Source organism: Stenotrophomonas sp. SMYL11, from assembly GCF_036320005.1.
Lineage (GTDB): Bacteria > Pseudomonadota > Gammaproteobacteria > Xanthomonadales > Xanthomonadaceae > Stenotrophomonas > Stenotrophomonas maltophilia_A.
In genome coordinates this window covers 46245-61127 of the sequence record NZ_JAWIRS010000001.1, presented here as the reverse complement: position 1 = coordinate 61127, position 14883 = coordinate 46245, and the positions used below count along the sequence as shown (strand labels likewise).

The window sequence follows — 14883 nt, the reverse complement described above, 5'->3', positions numbered from 1 at the left end:
CGGTTTGCGGGGTGATATCCGAATGCAGGGTGCTGGCATCCGGCATTCAGAGAATTGCGGCGGTCTCGGCGATGGCGGGCGCTGCGCGATGGGACAGGGCAAGCAGGGGCAGTGCCCGCTGGACTGCCAGCCGTGCGCGCTGGATCAGTGCCTCGTTGTGGACGCGGCCATCGGCGAAATCGCGGTCGGTGGCGTAGACGCCGAGGGGCAGGGTGCGGGCCTGGAAGAAGCTGAAGAGCGGCCGCAGCTGATGGTCGATCACCAGCGCGTGGCGCTCGCTGCCGCCGGTGGCGGCCAGCAGGATGGGGGTGTCGACCAGTGCATCCTGGTGGATGAAATCGAAGAAGTGCTTGAACAGGCCGGTGTACGAACCGCGGTAGACCGGCGTGGCCACCACCAGTACGTCCGCCTGTTCAACGGCCACCAGCTGCCGCTCCACGCTGTCGGGCAACTGCGAGCGCCACAGTGCGCCGGCCAGCTGCGGCGCCAGTTCGCCCAGCTCGATCAGGTGCTGCTCGCAAAGGACGTCTTCGCCGATCAGGCCCAGCAGGTGCTCGGCCAGAGTTGCAGCCCTGGAGGGGCGCTGCAGTCCGCCGGAAACGGCGACGATACGGAGGGGGCGGGTCATCTGTTCGCTTTCAGCAGGGGAGGGAGCTCCTTCAGGCGATCTGCGGGGGCGCAGTCCTGCAGGCCGGCGAGGTGACCGGGCTGGCAGGCAACCGAAGGCATGACCCGATCCTAGTCATGCCCTTCCATGACGTAAAATGGTATTACTTCACCAATCCATGAGTGAGATTCATCGTCATGCTGGAGCGGATCCACCTCAGCATCGTGCAGCAGGTCGAGCAGCAGGGCTCGCTGACCGCTGCCGCCGGCGTGCTCAACCTGACCCAGTCAGCCCTGAGCCACAGCATGAAGAAGCTGGAGCAGCAGCTCGGCACCGACGTCTGGCTGCGCGAAGGCCGCAGCCTGCGCCTGACCCAGGCCGGGCAGTACCTGCTGGCGGTGGCCAACCGTGTGCTGCCGCAGCTGGACCTGGCCGAAGAGCGGCTGGGACAGTTCGCCCAGGGCGAGCGCGGTGCACTACGCATCGGCATGGAATGCCATCCCTGCTACCAGTGGCTGCTGAAGATCGTCTCGCCCTACCTGGCCGCGTGGCCGGACGTGGATGTGGACGTCAAGCAGAAGTTCCAGTTCGGCGGTATCGGCGCGCTGTTCGGCTACGAGATCGACCTGCTGGTCACGCCCGATCCACTGCTGAAGCCGGGCCTGAAGTTCGTGCCCGTGTTCGATTACGAGCAGGTGCTGGTGGTGGCCAGGAACCACGCCCTGGCCAAGGTGGACCACGTAAAGCCGCGCCAGCTCGGCCAGGAAGTGCTGATCAGCTACCCGGTGCCGTTCGAGCGCCTGGACATCTACAACCAGTTCCTGCTGCCGGCCGGCATCACGCCGCGGCGCCACAAGACCATCGAAACCACCGACATCATGATGCAGATGGTGGCCAGCGGCCGCGGTGTGGCCGCCATGCCACGCTGGCTGGTGGAGGAATACGCCGCACGCATGGACGTGGTGCCGGTGCGGCTGGGTGCGAAAGGCATTCCCAAGCAGATCTACCTGGGCGCGCGTGAGGCCGATACGGGTATCGACTATCTGCAGGCCTTCGTCGAACTGGCGCGTAACAGCACGCCGGTTGCCGGCAATGTGGGCGGAGCGCGTTGATGTCTGCACCTGGATCACTGCGGACGGAAGCCTTCATCAACGCGTTCTCTCTGGAAGTGAGCGCCAAGGCCATGCCGGCACTGCGCGCGGAATCGGGCCGCATCGCTCCCGGAACGACGATCTCGATTCCCTACCTGGCGAGCGAGGACGACGATGCCCGGCTGGCGGCCGTTCGGACGGTGCGCGAGCTCGGTTTCGAGCCGATGCCGCATCTCTCTGCCCGCCGCATCGGGTCGCGTGCGGCGCTTGAGCGGTTCCTGGAACGCGCCGCCAGCGAAGCGGGGGTAGAGACGTGCCTGCTGATCGCCGGTGATCTTTCCGCGCCAGCAGGGCCGTATGCCGACAGTGCCTCGATCATCGAGACCGGCCTTCTTGAGCGTTACGGCATCAAGGTTGTCGCCATGGGCGGGCATCCGGAAGGGCATCCGGTGATGAGCGCCGGGGATCGGTGGCGCGTGCTGGAGCGTAAGTGCCAGGCCATCGAGGTGCGGGCCATGGCACCGCTGATCATCACCCAGTTCGGCTTCGATGCGGACATCGTGCTGGCTTGGCTGGATGTACTGCGGGCCCGTGGCATCACGGTGCCAGTGCTGGTGGGCGTGCCAGGGCCGGCCAGCATTGCGCGGTTGGCCCGCTACGCCGCGATGTGCGGCGTGGGTGCCAGTGCATCGATGCTGGCCAGATACGGCGTCTCGATCGGCCGGTTGCTCGGCACGGCGGGGCCGGAGGTGTTTGTGGATCGGTTGGTGAAAGGGCTGACGGACGCCCATGGCCCGGTCAGCCCCCACTTCTTCCCGTTCGGCGGCATTGCCCCGTCACTGGACTGGATCGAGCGGTACCGGCGGCGCACGTCGGCCGCCAGCGTTTGATGCTCTATCGATGATCGCGTGGCCCGGCCCTTCAGCCCGGCAGTTCGCACTTCATCTTGCCATCTACGTAGTACGGCTTGGGTACGTTCGGGTTCTCGCTGGTTTTCTCGAAGACCACCTCGAACGAAGCCGCATCGGGGGAGCCCTTGCGGTCGGTGCACGCCTCCTGCAGCTTCTTCTTGACCGCAGCGATGCCCGTATCGCGGTTGGCGCCGTCGGCACTGTTGGTCAGGTTCACGGTCTCGGCCGAGGCCAGTGGGCTCAGTGCAAGCAGGCAGCCGGTCAACATCAGGGTGTGCAGCTTGGTCATGGGTCTTCCTCATGGGTCTCCAATGAGGCACCAGCATAGAGCGGGGCTGTTAACGCCCTGTGGCCGCCCCGGCTTCGGGGCCGGTTCTGCGGCATTCGTCGTCGAACATGGGAGGTTGGTCGGACGTTTCCCCTTCACCGGAGGTGTTCGGCTAGGCTGCAGCGACTGATCGCAAGGATGAAGGCACTCATGATCCGCTGGCTGTTTCTGGCGCTTGCCGCGCTGCCGCTCGCTGCTGGAGCCGTGGTCATCCGCCACGATGTGGACGATGCCCGTTATCGGATCGATGGATCCGAGCTTCCGGCCCTGGCTGACATGCCGGGCGAAGGGCAGGGCGTCCTGATCGCGCCGCAGTGGGTGCTGACAGCAGCGCATGCCGCACCGATGGAAGGGATGGGGCAGACCATCGCCATCAACGGAAAGGGCTACGGCGTGGAGCGTGTAATCGTGCATCCCGGCTACAGGAGAATGCCCGACGCACTGGGTAAAGAGGCGCTGGCGACGGGGAGCCCGGCGAAGATCCATGCGTTCCTGGCCAGGTCGGATGACATTGCAGTGATCCGGCTCGCAGCGCCCGTGAAGGATGTGCAGCCCGTGGCGCTGTATCGCGGTAGCGCCGAGATTGCGCAGATCGTCGCCTTGATGGGAAAGGGCGCGACCGGCAACGGTGCGATGGGGCTGGTACCGGGCGGGCCGCATCGCACCACGCTGCGGCGGGCGTACAACGCCATTACCGGTGGCAATGATCGCTATCTCTGGTATCGGTTCGATGCCCCGCCACAGGGCCTGCCGCTTGAAGGCGTGCTCGGTAACGGGGACAGCGGCGGCCCATTGGTGATCAAGGATCACGGCGTCTGGCAGCTGGTGGGGCTGGGCTCCTGGATCACCGCCGTTCCCGAGCATGCCCTTGAGGCCGGCTTCTATGGCCAGGTGGTGCAGAACGTGCGGGTATCGCGTTATGTGGGCTGGATCGAGAGCGTTCTGGGTGCGCCCGATTACCGGCCCGTAACACCCGAAGACTGACAGCTGTCACTGGTTGCAACCCGGGCGGAAGCGAATAGTGGGCGCCAAGGCGAGGGCACCTCGCCACCACCCACCAGGCGACCGCTCATGAACATGCTCCAGCAACTCACCTCGCAGACGCCGATCTGGGTCTGGCTGCTCCTGGCGTTCCTGGTCACGCGTGGCATCGCCGCCATGAAGCCGGGTGAGACCTCCTTGCAGAAGCTGGCGATCGTGCCCGTCCTGTTCGCCGTGTGGGGCGCGTGGTCGATCAGTCATCGCTTCGGCGCGTCGCTGAACGCCTGGGGCGAGTGGCTGGCCGGCATCGGCACCGGGGCGGCACTGGGATGGCTGCTGCTGGGCCACGTGAAGCTGACCCTGGATGGCGCCACCGGAAAGCTCTGGCGCAACGCGGACTTCAGCCTGCTGCCGCTGCTGCTGATCACCTTCCTGGTGAAGTACGGTTTCGAAGTCGCATTTGCAGTGTCGCCGTCGCTGACCGGCAACGCCGGCTCCAGCGCCGCCTACCTGCTGCTGGCAGGCGGATTCACTGGCCTCTTCATCGGCAAGTACTGCCGCTATCTGGCCTCGTTGCGACTGGGCGAGGCAGGTAAAGGGGTTGGGGTCGCAGACTGATACCAGCTCCAGCGTGACGCGTCACGTTAATAACCCCGGAGGATGGTGCCGGCCGCTGGCCGACAACCCTGTCCCTACAAGCTTCAATCAACCCGCATGCCCGCGATCAGCGCATTCGGCAGGTCTCGCTGGCGTCCAGCACCATCACTGATGAGCTGTTGCTTGCATTTCATTACGGGGCCGGGGCGGGGCGAGTGGTTCCAATTGCAAATGACTCTCACTACACTTGCGGCATCCCACCCCTTCCGTCGCCTATGGCGGCCAGAACTCCGGCTCCCAACGTGAATTCCCCGCCCCACCCGTGCAGACCGCAGGCATTTGCCCTGAGGGTGATGTGTCCACGCTAGGCCGGGGCACGGGCAGCAACGCGGATCGGGCCTCGTCCACGGAGGCGGGCATTCCGGAAGACGCCTCGCCAATGGGCGGTAACCTCCTTGCGAAAGCCTATGCCCGCTGGCGCGGGCCCATTCTGCGCAGCCTTGCGCGTGTCAGAGGTGCGGACGGTGAGGACGCCCTGCACGACGGTGCAGTCAAATGGCTGGCGGCAAACCCTGCACTGGCCTCGTGCGACCAGCAAGGCGCCTATTTCCGGCGGACGGTGATGAACACCGTGGCTGATGAATATCGTGAGCATACCGCAGGCCGCCGTCTCCAGACGCTGCCACTGGCAGATGCAGAAGATGCGGGCCAAGCCATCGCCAGCGATGAGTCACAGTGCCCGTTGCAGCTCAGCGCCCAGCGGCAGCGCCTGGAGCGCCTGCGAGAAGCGCTGGCCGAGCTGCCCGAGCGTCAACGCGAGGCATTCGTGCTCTGCCGCTTCGATGGGCTGACCCAGGAGGACGTGGCCGCTCGCATGCAGATCTCCCGCCGCATGGTGGTCAAGCACCTGTCGCGAGCGGTTGCCTACTGCGAAGTGCGGGTACGCTATGCGTCTCTGGCACAGATGCAGGAACTGCATCGCCCGATCAAGGCGGGCGAGGCGTTGGCGCCTGCCATCGATGCTGATTTTCCCTGCCGATGACCGATCTCCCTTCTGCCGCAGGTTCCGACCCGTTTGCCCTGCATGAGGCGGCCGCCGCGTGGATGGTGCGGCGGCAGGATGCGGACTGGCAACCGGGAGAAGAGGCGGCCCTGCAGCACTGGCTGGCCGAGAGCGAAGCGCACCGACAGGCGTTCGCCGACGTGGCCAGAACCTGGCACGACCTGGGGCAGCTGGCGCGCCCCGTGCTGGCCTCGGACGCGCATGCGCTGATCGCCCCGGCAGTACCAGTCGCTCCACGGCGGGGCAGGGCGGCGCGGCGTGCGCGGTCGTGGCGGCTGCCAGGCGTTGCGGCGGCTGCGGCCGTGGCGATGCTGGCCTTGGGGTACGTCGGCTACGGTTGGTACACCGCGCCCAGCTACGTACAGGAGGTGGTCACCGGTGCGGGCGAGATACGTGATCTGCAATTGCCGGACGGCTCACGGATTTCACTCAATGCACGCAGCACGCTGGCCGTGCATTTCTATCGATCCCGTCGTGAAGTGGTGCTCAGCCAGGGCGAGGCGTTCTTCGAGGTCGCCCCGGCGGCCGACCGTCCTTTCACCGTGGATGCCCAGCGCAGCCGAGTGACGGTGGTCGGCACGGCCTTCAATGTGCGCAATGGGCCGGGCGAAGTCGTGGTCAAGGTGCTGCATGGGCACGTGCGGGTGCAGCCGGATCGCGCCGAAGGCACCGCGCCGGTCAGCCTGCACGCCGAACAGGGCCTGGCCGTTACCACGCTCACAGCCGCCTACCGCTCCATTGCCGCCAGTGCAGACAGCGTTGGCGGCTGGCGCAACGGGCGCCTGGTGTTCCGGCGCACTCCGCTGGACGAAGTGGCGCAGGAGGTCGGGCAGTATCTGGGCCACCCTGTCACGCTGGGCCAGCCAGGGCTGAAGTTCTTGCCGGTCTCCGGCTACGCAGCCACCGATGCCCCGGCCATCTTCCTGGAAGCACTGCCGGATCTGTTGCCGGTGCAGGTGACGCGCACTGCCCAGGGCGGCTATCGCATCGACGAGCGGGCTGTGGCCCGCTGACGCCGGATCGAAAATTTCTTCCGGCGCGGGTTCCCACTCCACCGCCATTTTCCGTTTACCCCAGTGAGGCCAGTAGCGGCCAAGCATGATGGAGCGGTAATGGGGTACATGAAGATCAAGCGCGCACTTGTCGCTGGCGCGTTCTCTACGGGGGTACACGCCAAGCGACTGCCGTTGCTGGCACTGTGCATTTCCAGCGCGCTGGCAGCGCCGGCCATCGCACAGGCGCAGCCGGCCGCGCGCGTGCAGTTCAATATTCCGGCGCAACCGCTGGATGCCGCGCTGCGCCGCTTTTCCGAGCAGTCCCGGCAGCAGGTGCTGTTCAGCGAATCGGCGGTGGCGGGCCGTCGCGCTCCGGCCTTGACCGGCAGCTACACGCCGCAGGAAGCACTGGCGCGCCTGCTGGAGGGCAGTGGCGTGCGTGTCAATGCCACCCGTCCGGGTGTGTTCACGCTGGCGCAGGAAGCGGCATCGCCTGCGCGCAGCAAGGATGCCCAGACCACCCTGCAGACGGTGAACGTGACCGCCAATGCCCCAAGCGATGGCGCTTACACGGCACGTGAACTGAGCCTGGGCAAGCTGGGGCAGAGCATCCGCCAGACCCCGCAGTCGGTCAGCGTGATCACCCGCCAGCAGCTGGACGATCGCAACCTCACCACGCTGGACGAGGCGCTGGCGCAGACCACGGGTGTGACCAAGACCGCCCGCAACTTCGGCAACCACAAGTTCTCGATCCGCAGCTTTACCGTGGACGACAGCAACTATCTGGTCGATGGCGTGGCCGGCATCGTCTATGCCCCCGTGGGTTGGCTGCCGATCGACACCGCCGTGCTGGAGCGCGTTGAAGTGTTGCGCGGTGCCGGTGGCATGATGCTGGGTGCAGCCGACCCCAGCGGAGCGATCAACATGGTGCGCAAGCGCCCGCGCGACCAGGCCCATCTGGATCTGGCCGCAACCGTGGGATCGTGGGACAACTACCGCGTCGAGGTCGACGGTGGCGGCCCGCTCAATGCCGCCGGCAGCGTGCGCGGCCGATTCGTCGCCGCCTACCAGGACCGCGACTACTTCCAGCGGGGCACCTCATCGAAGACGCCGGTGGCCTATGGAGTGATCGACGCCGATCTGGGCACGGACACCACGCTGACGTTCGGCCTGCGCCATCAGGCCAGTGACACCGACGGCTACTGGCTGTTCGGCCTGCCGCGCTACACCGATGGCGGTGCGCTGGACATCAAGCGCTCCACCTCGCTCATCCAAGACTGGAACCGGCAGGAGGGCTCCGTCGACGAAGCCTTCGCCGAAGCGGAACACCGCTTCAACGAGCGCTGGAAGGCGCGCTTGTCGGTGAACCGCACCGAATCGGACCTGGACCAGCGTGTCGCGGTTCCGCTGGGTGGGGTAGACCGCGCCACCGGCATCGGTTCGCGCTTCTATGACATCTATTTCAACCGCTCGCGCGTGCGCAGTGATGGCATCGACCTGCACACCACCGGCAGTTTCGACGCCTTCGGCCGCAGCCATCAGCTGCTGCTGGGCGCGATGTGGTCGCGCCAGCGTACCCGCCAGAGCTCGGCGGACCTGGCCATCGACGTGCCGATCAATGTCTACGCACCGGACCACAGCGCCATTGCGCAGCCGCTGCAGCCAGCGTGGGACTGGTCAGAAAACGCCCGCGCCCAGCAGAGCGGCCTGTACAGCAACCTGCGCCTGCAGCTGGCAGAACCGCTGCACCTCACGCTGGGTGGCCGGCTGAGCTGGGTGAAGTACCAGTCCAGCGATGGCTTCACCGGCGCAAAGAGCCGCGACTACGAACAGAAACACGAATTCACCCCGTACGCCGGCCTCGTCTACGACCTGGGCCCGCAATGGTCGGTCTATGCCAGCTACGCCGATACCTTCCAGCCGCAGAGCTCGTACGTCACCGCGTCCGGCTCGGTGCTGGATCCGGCCATCGGCGCCAACTACGAGCTGGGCGTGAAGGGTGAATTGAACGATGGCCGCCTGAATGTCTCCGCCGCAGTGTTCTCCATCCGCAAGACCGGCAACGCCGTGGTGGACGAATCCGACCCGGGCAGCTGCCGTGGCTCGCTGGCGTCGTCCGATTGCTACCGCAATGGCGGGAAGCTGCGCAGCAAGGGCTTTGAGCTGGAGGCCAGCGGCGAACTGGCGCCGGGCTGGCAGATGATGGCGGGCTATACCCACGTCACCAGCCGCGATGATGAGGGCGCGACCATCAGCGCCGAGACGCCCCGCCACCTGCTGCGCCTGTCGACGTCCTACCAGCTGCCGGGCAAGTGGAACGCGTTCTCCGTGGGCGGTGGAGTATCGGCACAGAGCAGCTACTCCTATCCGGCCTACGACGACCCGGACTGGCGCATGGGCGCAGCGGGACGTGCAGTGTGGGACCTGCGTGCCGGCTACCGGATCAATCCGCGCTGGAGCGTAGGCGTCAACGTGGCCAACCTGTTCGACACCCGCTACTACACGATGATCAGCCAGGTCCGCCGCGGCAACTTCTTTGGCGAACCCCGCAATGTGATGCTGACGCTGCGCGGCTCGCTGTGACCTTCCGCAGCCGGCGGGGCAACGGCCTGCCCGCCACGGGGCAGGCATGAAAGCGGGCTTTCGGCAGAGCATGTCGTGGCTGCACACCTGGTGCGGCCTCACCTGTGGCTGGCTGCTGTGCGCGATCTTCCTGACCGGCACGCTCAGCGTGTTTCGTGAGCCGATCACGCGTTGGATGGAGGCCGGCCCCGTGCCGGACTCCTCGTCGGCGGTGGACACGGGAAGGCAGGCGGTGCGTGCACAGCACTGGCTGGCTGCAAACGCCGCCGATGCCCGGGCATGGCAGATCCGTTGGCCTGTCCAGCACGGCTGGCCGCTGGAGCTGTCATGGGAGGATGGCGACGGCACCGCACACGAACGCTGGGTGGATGCCGGTACAGGCATGTCACACCCTCCACCTCGTCTTCGGGAAACCGAAGGCGGGCGCCACTTCATGTCCTTCCACTACACCCTGCACGGCGGCATGGCCGGCTACTGGCTGGTCGGCTGGATCACCGCCTGCATGCTGCTGGCGCTGGTGTCCGGCGTGGTGGTGCATAAACGCATCTTCAAGGACTTCTTCACCTTCCGCCCGGGCAAGGGACAGCGCAGCTGGCTGGATGCGCACAACCTGAGTGCCGTGCTGACCCTGCCGTTCCTGTTCATGATCGGCTACACCGGGCTGACCTTCTTCTACAGCAGCTATCTGCCGTGGCCCGTGCAGGCAGCCTATGGCGATGCCGATGACGCCTATGCGCGCTATGAAGCCGAGCTGGCGCCTGCGCAGCTGGCTCCGCCCGGCATTCTGGTATCCACCGCGCAACTGCCGGACCTGCCGCAACTGCTGGCACGCGCGCAGGCCATCAGCGGGCAGTCGCCAGCACTGATCGTAATCCAGGCGCCCGGCACCGTGCACAGCGTGGTGGAGGTGATCGGTCGCAAGCCCGAGGGGCGCGCGGACAGGCATCTGCTGACCGAGGCCAGCCGGGTGACGTTCGATGCTGCCAGCGGTGCGCTGCTGCAACAGCATGGCGCACATCCGCATGTCATTGGCGCCGTACAGGTGCACGAAACCATTGAAGCACTGCACAAGGCCGATTTCGGCGGCTGGCCGATGAAGTGGCTGTACTTCATCAGCGGTCTGCTCGGCACGGCGATGATCGCCATTGGCACGCTGCTGTTCTCCATCAAGCGGCGCAAGCGCAGCGAGCATGAGTTCGGCGCGGCCACGGCGGGCATCTATCGCTGCGTGGAAGCCTTCAACGTGGCATCGCTGGCCGGGGTGGCACTGGCAAGCATCGTCTACCTGCACGGCAATCGGTTGCTGCCACTGGAAATGAGCGATCGCAGCGCGTGGGAAATACGCATTTTTCTTGCTGCCTGCGCTGCCTCGGTGCTGCACGCGCTGTGGCGCCCACCGCGCCTGGCCTGGATCGAGCAGCTGTGGCTGGCCGCAGCACTGTGCCTGGCGCTGCCCCTGGTGAACATGGCAACCACCGGGCAGGGCGTGCTGATGTATCTGCAGCGGGGTGCATGGCAGCAGGCCGGCGTGGAACTGGTCGCACTAGCGTTCGGGTTGATGCTGGCAAGAATGGCCCTGATGCTGCAGCGCCGCTGGCCACGGGCGCCGGAGGCGGCGCGCACGGCCAAGCCTCCGGCCGGGCGGGGAGCAGCCCATCGCTGGCAGGTGGCGAGCCGCGTGCTGGCCGCCTCGCTGGGCGGCTACGCGCTCACCGCCGTTACCGCTTCGGCACTGGCGTTGTTGTTGCCCGCGCTGTTCGGGGTAAGGACGTCCGTTTCGGTCCTGGCCGGTTCACTGCTGGGGTTCGTGCTGTTCATTGCCATTGCTGTGGGCGTCTTCAGCGCCCGTAGTGTTGGGAAGGTGTGGCTGAGTCTGGCGGCGGGGAGTGCCCTGATGGGGTTGCTGGTAGTGATGCTGAGGGCAGGCTGAGGGCAGGCAAAGCAATCGCTGTGGCGCATTCCGCATTCCGCATTCTGCACGCATACCACACGATGCATTCACGGCTGCCAACACCTGCGCTCACCACACTGCACCTTCCTTACACACGAAGGGGTGCGACATGGCCACCTGTGATGTCTGCGGCAACAACTACGACAAGAGCTTTACCCTGCAGCAGGGCGGACGCAGCGGAACCTTCGATTCGTTCGAGTGCGCGATCCATGCATTCGCGCCACGCTGCGCACATTGCGACTGCGCGGTTATCGGGCATGGCGTTGAAGGAAAAGGCCAGATCTTCTGCTGTGCACATTGCGCCGGTCATGCCGGTGTACAGGGTGTAGCGGACCGGGCCTGAGTTGCCTCGGGTTGATCCTGCCGACTACGCAGAGACCAGCGACGAAAGTCGAATGACCCGGGCTGCGCCCGAGTCCTCCAGCACTGCCAGTGCACGCCGTTTCTGGGAGGGCATCGCCGCCACAGCTTCCAGTGCCACCATGACCTCGAACTCCCTGGCGTTGGCGTCCAGCGCCGTGGCCAGGACACACGAGTCGGCCGTCATGCCAGTGAGGCAAAGACGGCGTACTCCCAGCTTGGCCAGCAGAATCGGCAAGGGACTGGCGAGGAACGCCGAGTGCTTGGGCTTGAGCACGAAATAGTGGCCGGGCAGGGGGGAGAGGGCTGTGGCAATTCGGGCAGCCGCCCCCCCGTCCCGCTGGCACTGCTCCACTTGCTGGCGGAAGTCCCGCTTCCAATCTGAGAAGTTGTCATTGGCATAGATGACTGGCCACCCCTGGTCATCGAAGTGGTCTCTCAGGCGGCGGATCTGCCGGGCCGCCTTCTCTGCCGCTGGCGCCAGCGCGTCTGCACCTGGGAAGTCGAAACGACTGAACATGTCGATGATCAGCAGGGCGGTAGAAGGGGGGCGTGCCATGCCTCAATCTCCTGTCTGCGCATGCGGCGCTTCGACCGGCTTGGACTGTGGCGAATCCTTCTGGCGCAGGAAGATGGTCAGCACAACCAGAGACAGCACGGCCAGAAACTCACTTTGCCAGTTCTGCATCGATTCGAACCAGAACGTGCTGCTGGCCAGGTGCTCGACAAAGCCCGGCACTGGCAGGCCCTGCAGCCGCTGCTCGGCCTGCTCGGCTCGCCAGCTTCCCAATGCGTGCAGCGTAAAGCTGGTCAGGAACAACAGGCCGAAGGCGATGGCAAGCGAATGGCCGTAGATGACCTTCCATGCGCCACCACGCCTGACCGGCCACGGCGTGGGCCCTGGTTCGATGCGATTCTGTTCCTTTGCAGGATCCAGCTGCCGCGATTCAGCCGATCCTCGCTGGCGCAGGCTCACCGTCAGAAGTACGTACATCCCCATCTGCAGGAATTCGCTTTCCCAGTTCTCGAATGTGGCGCTGACGAAATGCCCGGTCGCCAAATAGTTCCAGAGATCGATCGGCGTGCGTCCGTGCTGCACCAGCTCCTGGTTGTGCACGTGATGTCCCGCAACTGCCTGCCCACCGATGAATACGATGGTGAGCACAAGCAGTACCAGCGAGAGACCGTTGCGTTTCCACATGCAACACCTCGTTCAGGCTGTTCCAATGGCCGTGATGAAGCTTGCGCCGCCAGCGGCCCATGAGCTGTGAATCCGGCGCATCCAGGATGTGAGGCGGACTCAACGCTTTCCTGTTGGATCGAGATCAGGACGCTCGTAGTCCTCGGGTACGGCCTTGGGGCCATTGCCATCGTCGGGCATGTCGTGCTCCTTCCATTTGGCTCGATCATTGCGCCGCTTGTCAGGCGTATGTGCCTTCGACTGATCATCCACGTCCGTGGTCGGATTGAAGGGAAGCTTGTCGGTCATGGGTTGCTCCTGCAGCAGGAGGTTGAAGCGTGCGACCCGTCCGGTTAACGCGGTGACGTCGCGAAATGAACACCATGCACACCGGGATGTCACCGCAGGGGGGAGGGGGGTGTTGCGAAGCTGGAACCCCCTCTTGCTGGAGAAGCGCGATGCAGGCATTGACCTACCACGGCCGCAAGGATGTACGCGTCGAGACCGTGCCGGACCCGGTACTGGCGGCAGACGACGACCTGATCCTGCGTGTTACCGCTACCGCCATCTGCGGCTCGGACCTGCACCTGTATCGGGGGAAGATTCCCGATCTGCACGACGGCGATGTGCTGGGCCACGAATTCATGGGCATCGTGGAAGAGGTCGGCAGCGGCGTTACCCAGGTCAAGGCGGGGGATCGGGTGGTGATTCCCTTCGTGATCGCCTGTGGTGAGTGCTTCCACTGTCGGCTGGCCGAGTATGCCGCCTGCGAAACCACCAATACCGGCAAGGGCGCCGCGCTGAATCAGAAGGGCCTTCTGCCGCCGGCCGCGCTGTTCGGATACAGCCATCTGTATGGGGGCGTTGGCGGTGGACAAGCGGAGTTCGTGCGCGTGCCCAAGGCGAATGTGGGCCCGCTACGTATTCCGGAAGGCGTGGCCGACGAGCAGGTGCTGTTCCTGTCTGACATTCTCCCCACCGGGTATCAGGCCGCGCTGAACGCAGGGGTGAAGCCGGGCTCGACGGTAGCCATCTTCGGCGCCGGCCCGGTGGGGCTGATGAGCGCGGCCTGCTGCCGCCTGCTGGGGGCCGAGACGATCTTCATGATCGATCATCTTCGGTACCGCCTTGATTATGCGCGCCGGGCCTACGGGGTGACCCCCATCGATTTCAACGAGATCGAAGACCCGGCCGATTTCATTCTTGCCCACACCAGCGGGCGGGGCGTGGATGCCTGCATCGAGGCGGTAGGCTTCGAGGCCGAGGGCAGTGCGCTGGAGTCAGCATTGACCGCCGTGAAACTGGAAGGCAGCAGCGGCGTGGCGATCCGGCAGTGCATCGCGGCAGCACGCCGCGGCGGGGTGGTCAGCATCCCAGGCGTCTACGCCGGCTTCATCCATGGCTTCCTGCTGGGTGACGCGTTCGACAAGGGGCTGACGTTCAAGATGGGGCAGACCCATGTGCAGGGACTGATGCCGGAACTGCTCGACGCAATCATGGAAGGAAAGCTGGACCCGGGTGACATCATCTCGCACCGGATGCGCCTGGCCGATGCAGCGCAGGGCTATGCAATGTTTGATGCCAAGGATGACGACTGCCGCAAGATCGTATTGACACCCTGAGCATGCCGCCATGAGCGCGATCGTCATGGCATGCGTCTATGCGCTCTGGTTGGCCGCCGGTTGGCTCGACTTCCATTTCCACCGGCGTACCGACCTGCCGCACACCTCTGCGTTGCGGGAGAGCGCATTGCACGGGCTGCAGCTACTGCTGATTGGCAGTGGCGTGCTGGCATGGCTCCTGCTGGAGAATACCCGGTCACTCGTCGCGCTCCTGGCGCTTCTGGTCATCGCACACGCGATCACCGGCTATTTCGACACCGTCAGCGCGGACGGGCGCAGGCGCATCAGTCCAGCGGAGCAGCACGTGCACAGCGTGCTCGATGCCGCGCCTTGGGTTCTGCTGGGCTGGGTCGGCTGGCACGCGCAGCCGCGGTGGTCGCTGAGCGTGGATCCTGCGGCGCTTGAGGCCTGGTGGCTCGTTCTGTTGCCGGCGCTGGTACTGGTGGTGCTGCCATGGCTGTGGGAATTGCAGCAGTGCCTGCGCGTGAGGCAGCAAGGGCGTGGGACAGGTGCGTGAGGATCACTGCGCAGGGCATTCATGTGCCCGCCACACCTCCAAGACAGTGATGTGACCGTCTGCCGCCTACGTTCATGACATGTCTTCATTGCAGAAG

Annotated in this window: 16 protein-coding genes; 11 read left to right on the top strand and 5 right to left on the bottom strand. The window is 65.5% G+C overall.

The window, feature by feature from the left end; translation table 11 throughout:
• Positions 1 to 46: 46 nt before the first annotated feature.
• Entirely contained in the window at positions 47 to 628 is a 582-nt protein-coding gene (gene msuE / locus V3B46_RS00320; RefSeq protein ID WP_329890777.1) for an FMN reductase, read from the bottom strand.
• 176 nt (positions 629 to 804) lie between these two features.
• Between msuE and V3B46_RS00315 the strand changes: the two genes are divergently transcribed.
• Together V3B46_RS00315 and V3B46_RS00310 are read left to right on the top strand one after the other, a co-directional pair.
• The gene (locus V3B46_RS00315; protein WP_106468084.1) at positions 805 to 1719 is read left to right on the top strand and encodes a LysR family transcriptional regulator; all 915 of its coding nucleotides are present in this window, start codon (positions 805 to 807) and stop codon (positions 1717 to 1719) included.
• Positions 1719 to 2588, top strand: a complete 870-nt coding sequence (locus V3B46_RS00310; RefSeq protein WP_329890776.1) for a methylenetetrahydrofolate reductase — start codon at positions 1719 to 1721, stop codon at positions 2586 to 2588. The genes V3B46_RS00315 and V3B46_RS00310 overlap by 1 nt, the downstream gene beginning before the upstream one ends.
• 31 nt (positions 2589 to 2619) lie before the next feature.
• Here V3B46_RS00310 and V3B46_RS00305 read toward each other — a convergent pair whose 3' ends face one another.
• Positions 2620 to 2898 carry a hypothetical protein gene (locus tag V3B46_RS00305; protein WP_329890775.1) on the bottom strand — a complete coding sequence of 93 codons (279 nt, stop codon included), beginning with the start codon at positions 2896 to 2898 and terminating at the stop codon, positions 2620 to 2622.
• A gap of 189 nt (positions 2899 to 3087) precedes the next feature.
• On the opposite strand from V3B46_RS00305, the gene V3B46_RS00300 reads away from it, so the two are divergent.
• From V3B46_RS00300 to V3B46_RS00270, 7 genes are all read left to right on the top strand, one after another.
• Complete coding sequence (locus V3B46_RS00300) at positions 3088 to 3921, top strand: S1 family peptidase (protein WP_329890774.1); 834 nt, start codon at positions 3088 to 3090, stop codon at positions 3919 to 3921.
• 87 nt (positions 3922 to 4008) lie between these two features.
• Positions 4009 to 4536: a DUF6622 family protein gene (locus tag V3B46_RS00295; protein WP_329890773.1), complete on the top strand. Its 528-nt coding sequence runs from the start codon at positions 4009 to 4011 to the stop codon at positions 4534 to 4536.
• 418 nt (positions 4537 to 4954) lie between these two features.
• Positions 4955 to 5557 (top strand): RNA polymerase sigma factor, encoded by a 603-nt coding sequence (locus tag V3B46_RS00290; RefSeq protein ID WP_329890772.1) that lies wholly within the window; start codon positions 4955 to 4957, stop codon positions 5555 to 5557.
• Positions 5554 to 6591 (top strand): FecR family protein, encoded by a 1038-nt coding sequence (locus V3B46_RS00285; RefSeq protein WP_329890771.1) that lies wholly within the window; start codon positions 5554 to 5556, stop codon positions 6589 to 6591. The genes V3B46_RS00290 and V3B46_RS00285 overlap by 4 nt, the downstream gene beginning before the upstream one ends.
• 108 nt (positions 6592 to 6699) lie before the next feature.
• On the top strand, positions 6700 to 9156 hold the full coding sequence (locus tag V3B46_RS00280) for a TonB-dependent siderophore receptor (RefSeq protein ID WP_329890770.1): 2457 nt from the start codon (positions 6700 to 6702) through the stop codon (positions 9154 to 9156).
• A 46-nt stretch (positions 9157 to 9202) separates the two neighbouring features.
• Positions 9203 to 11086 carry a PepSY-associated TM helix domain-containing protein gene (locus V3B46_RS00275; protein ID WP_489686280.1) on the top strand — a complete coding sequence of 628 codons (1884 nt, stop codon included), beginning with the start codon at positions 9203 to 9205 and terminating at the stop codon, positions 11084 to 11086.
• A 130-nt stretch (positions 11087 to 11216) separates the two neighbouring features.
• Positions 11217 to 11450, top strand: a complete 234-nt coding sequence (locus tag V3B46_RS00270) for a hypothetical protein (RefSeq protein WP_049422290.1) — start codon at positions 11217 to 11219, stop codon at positions 11448 to 11450.
• 24 nt (positions 11451 to 11474) lie between these two features.
• Here the strand turns inward: V3B46_RS00270 and V3B46_RS00265 are convergent, their stop codons facing one another.
• From V3B46_RS00265 to V3B46_RS00255, 3 genes are all read right to left on the bottom strand, one after another.
• Complete coding sequence (locus V3B46_RS00265; RefSeq protein WP_329890768.1) at positions 11475 to 12026, bottom strand: cysteine hydrolase family protein; 552 nt, start codon at positions 12024 to 12026, stop codon at positions 11475 to 11477.
• 3 nt (positions 12027 to 12029) lie between these two features.
• Complete coding sequence (locus tag V3B46_RS00260; protein ID WP_329890767.1) at positions 12030 to 12668, bottom strand: DUF6766 family protein; 639 nt, start codon at positions 12666 to 12668, stop codon at positions 12030 to 12032.
• Positions 12669 to 12767: 99 nt separating this feature from the next.
• The gene (locus V3B46_RS00255; RefSeq protein WP_329890766.1) at positions 12768 to 12956 is read right to left on the bottom strand and encodes a hypothetical protein; all 189 of its coding nucleotides are present in this window, start codon (positions 12954 to 12956) and stop codon (positions 12768 to 12770) included.
• A gap of 149 nt (positions 12957 to 13105) precedes the next feature.
• On the opposite strand from V3B46_RS00255, the gene V3B46_RS00250 reads away from it, so the two are divergent.
• Positions 13106 to 14269, top strand: a complete 1164-nt coding sequence (locus V3B46_RS00250) for a zinc-dependent alcohol dehydrogenase (protein WP_329891181.1) — start codon at positions 13106 to 13108, stop codon at positions 14267 to 14269.
• Positions 14270 to 14279: 10 nt separating this feature from the next.
• Positions 14280 to 14786 carry a hypothetical protein gene (locus V3B46_RS00245; protein WP_106468073.1) on the top strand — a complete coding sequence of 169 codons (507 nt, stop codon included), beginning with the start codon at positions 14280 to 14282 and terminating at the stop codon, positions 14784 to 14786.
• The last annotated feature ends 97 nt before the right edge of the window (positions 14787 to 14883 follow it).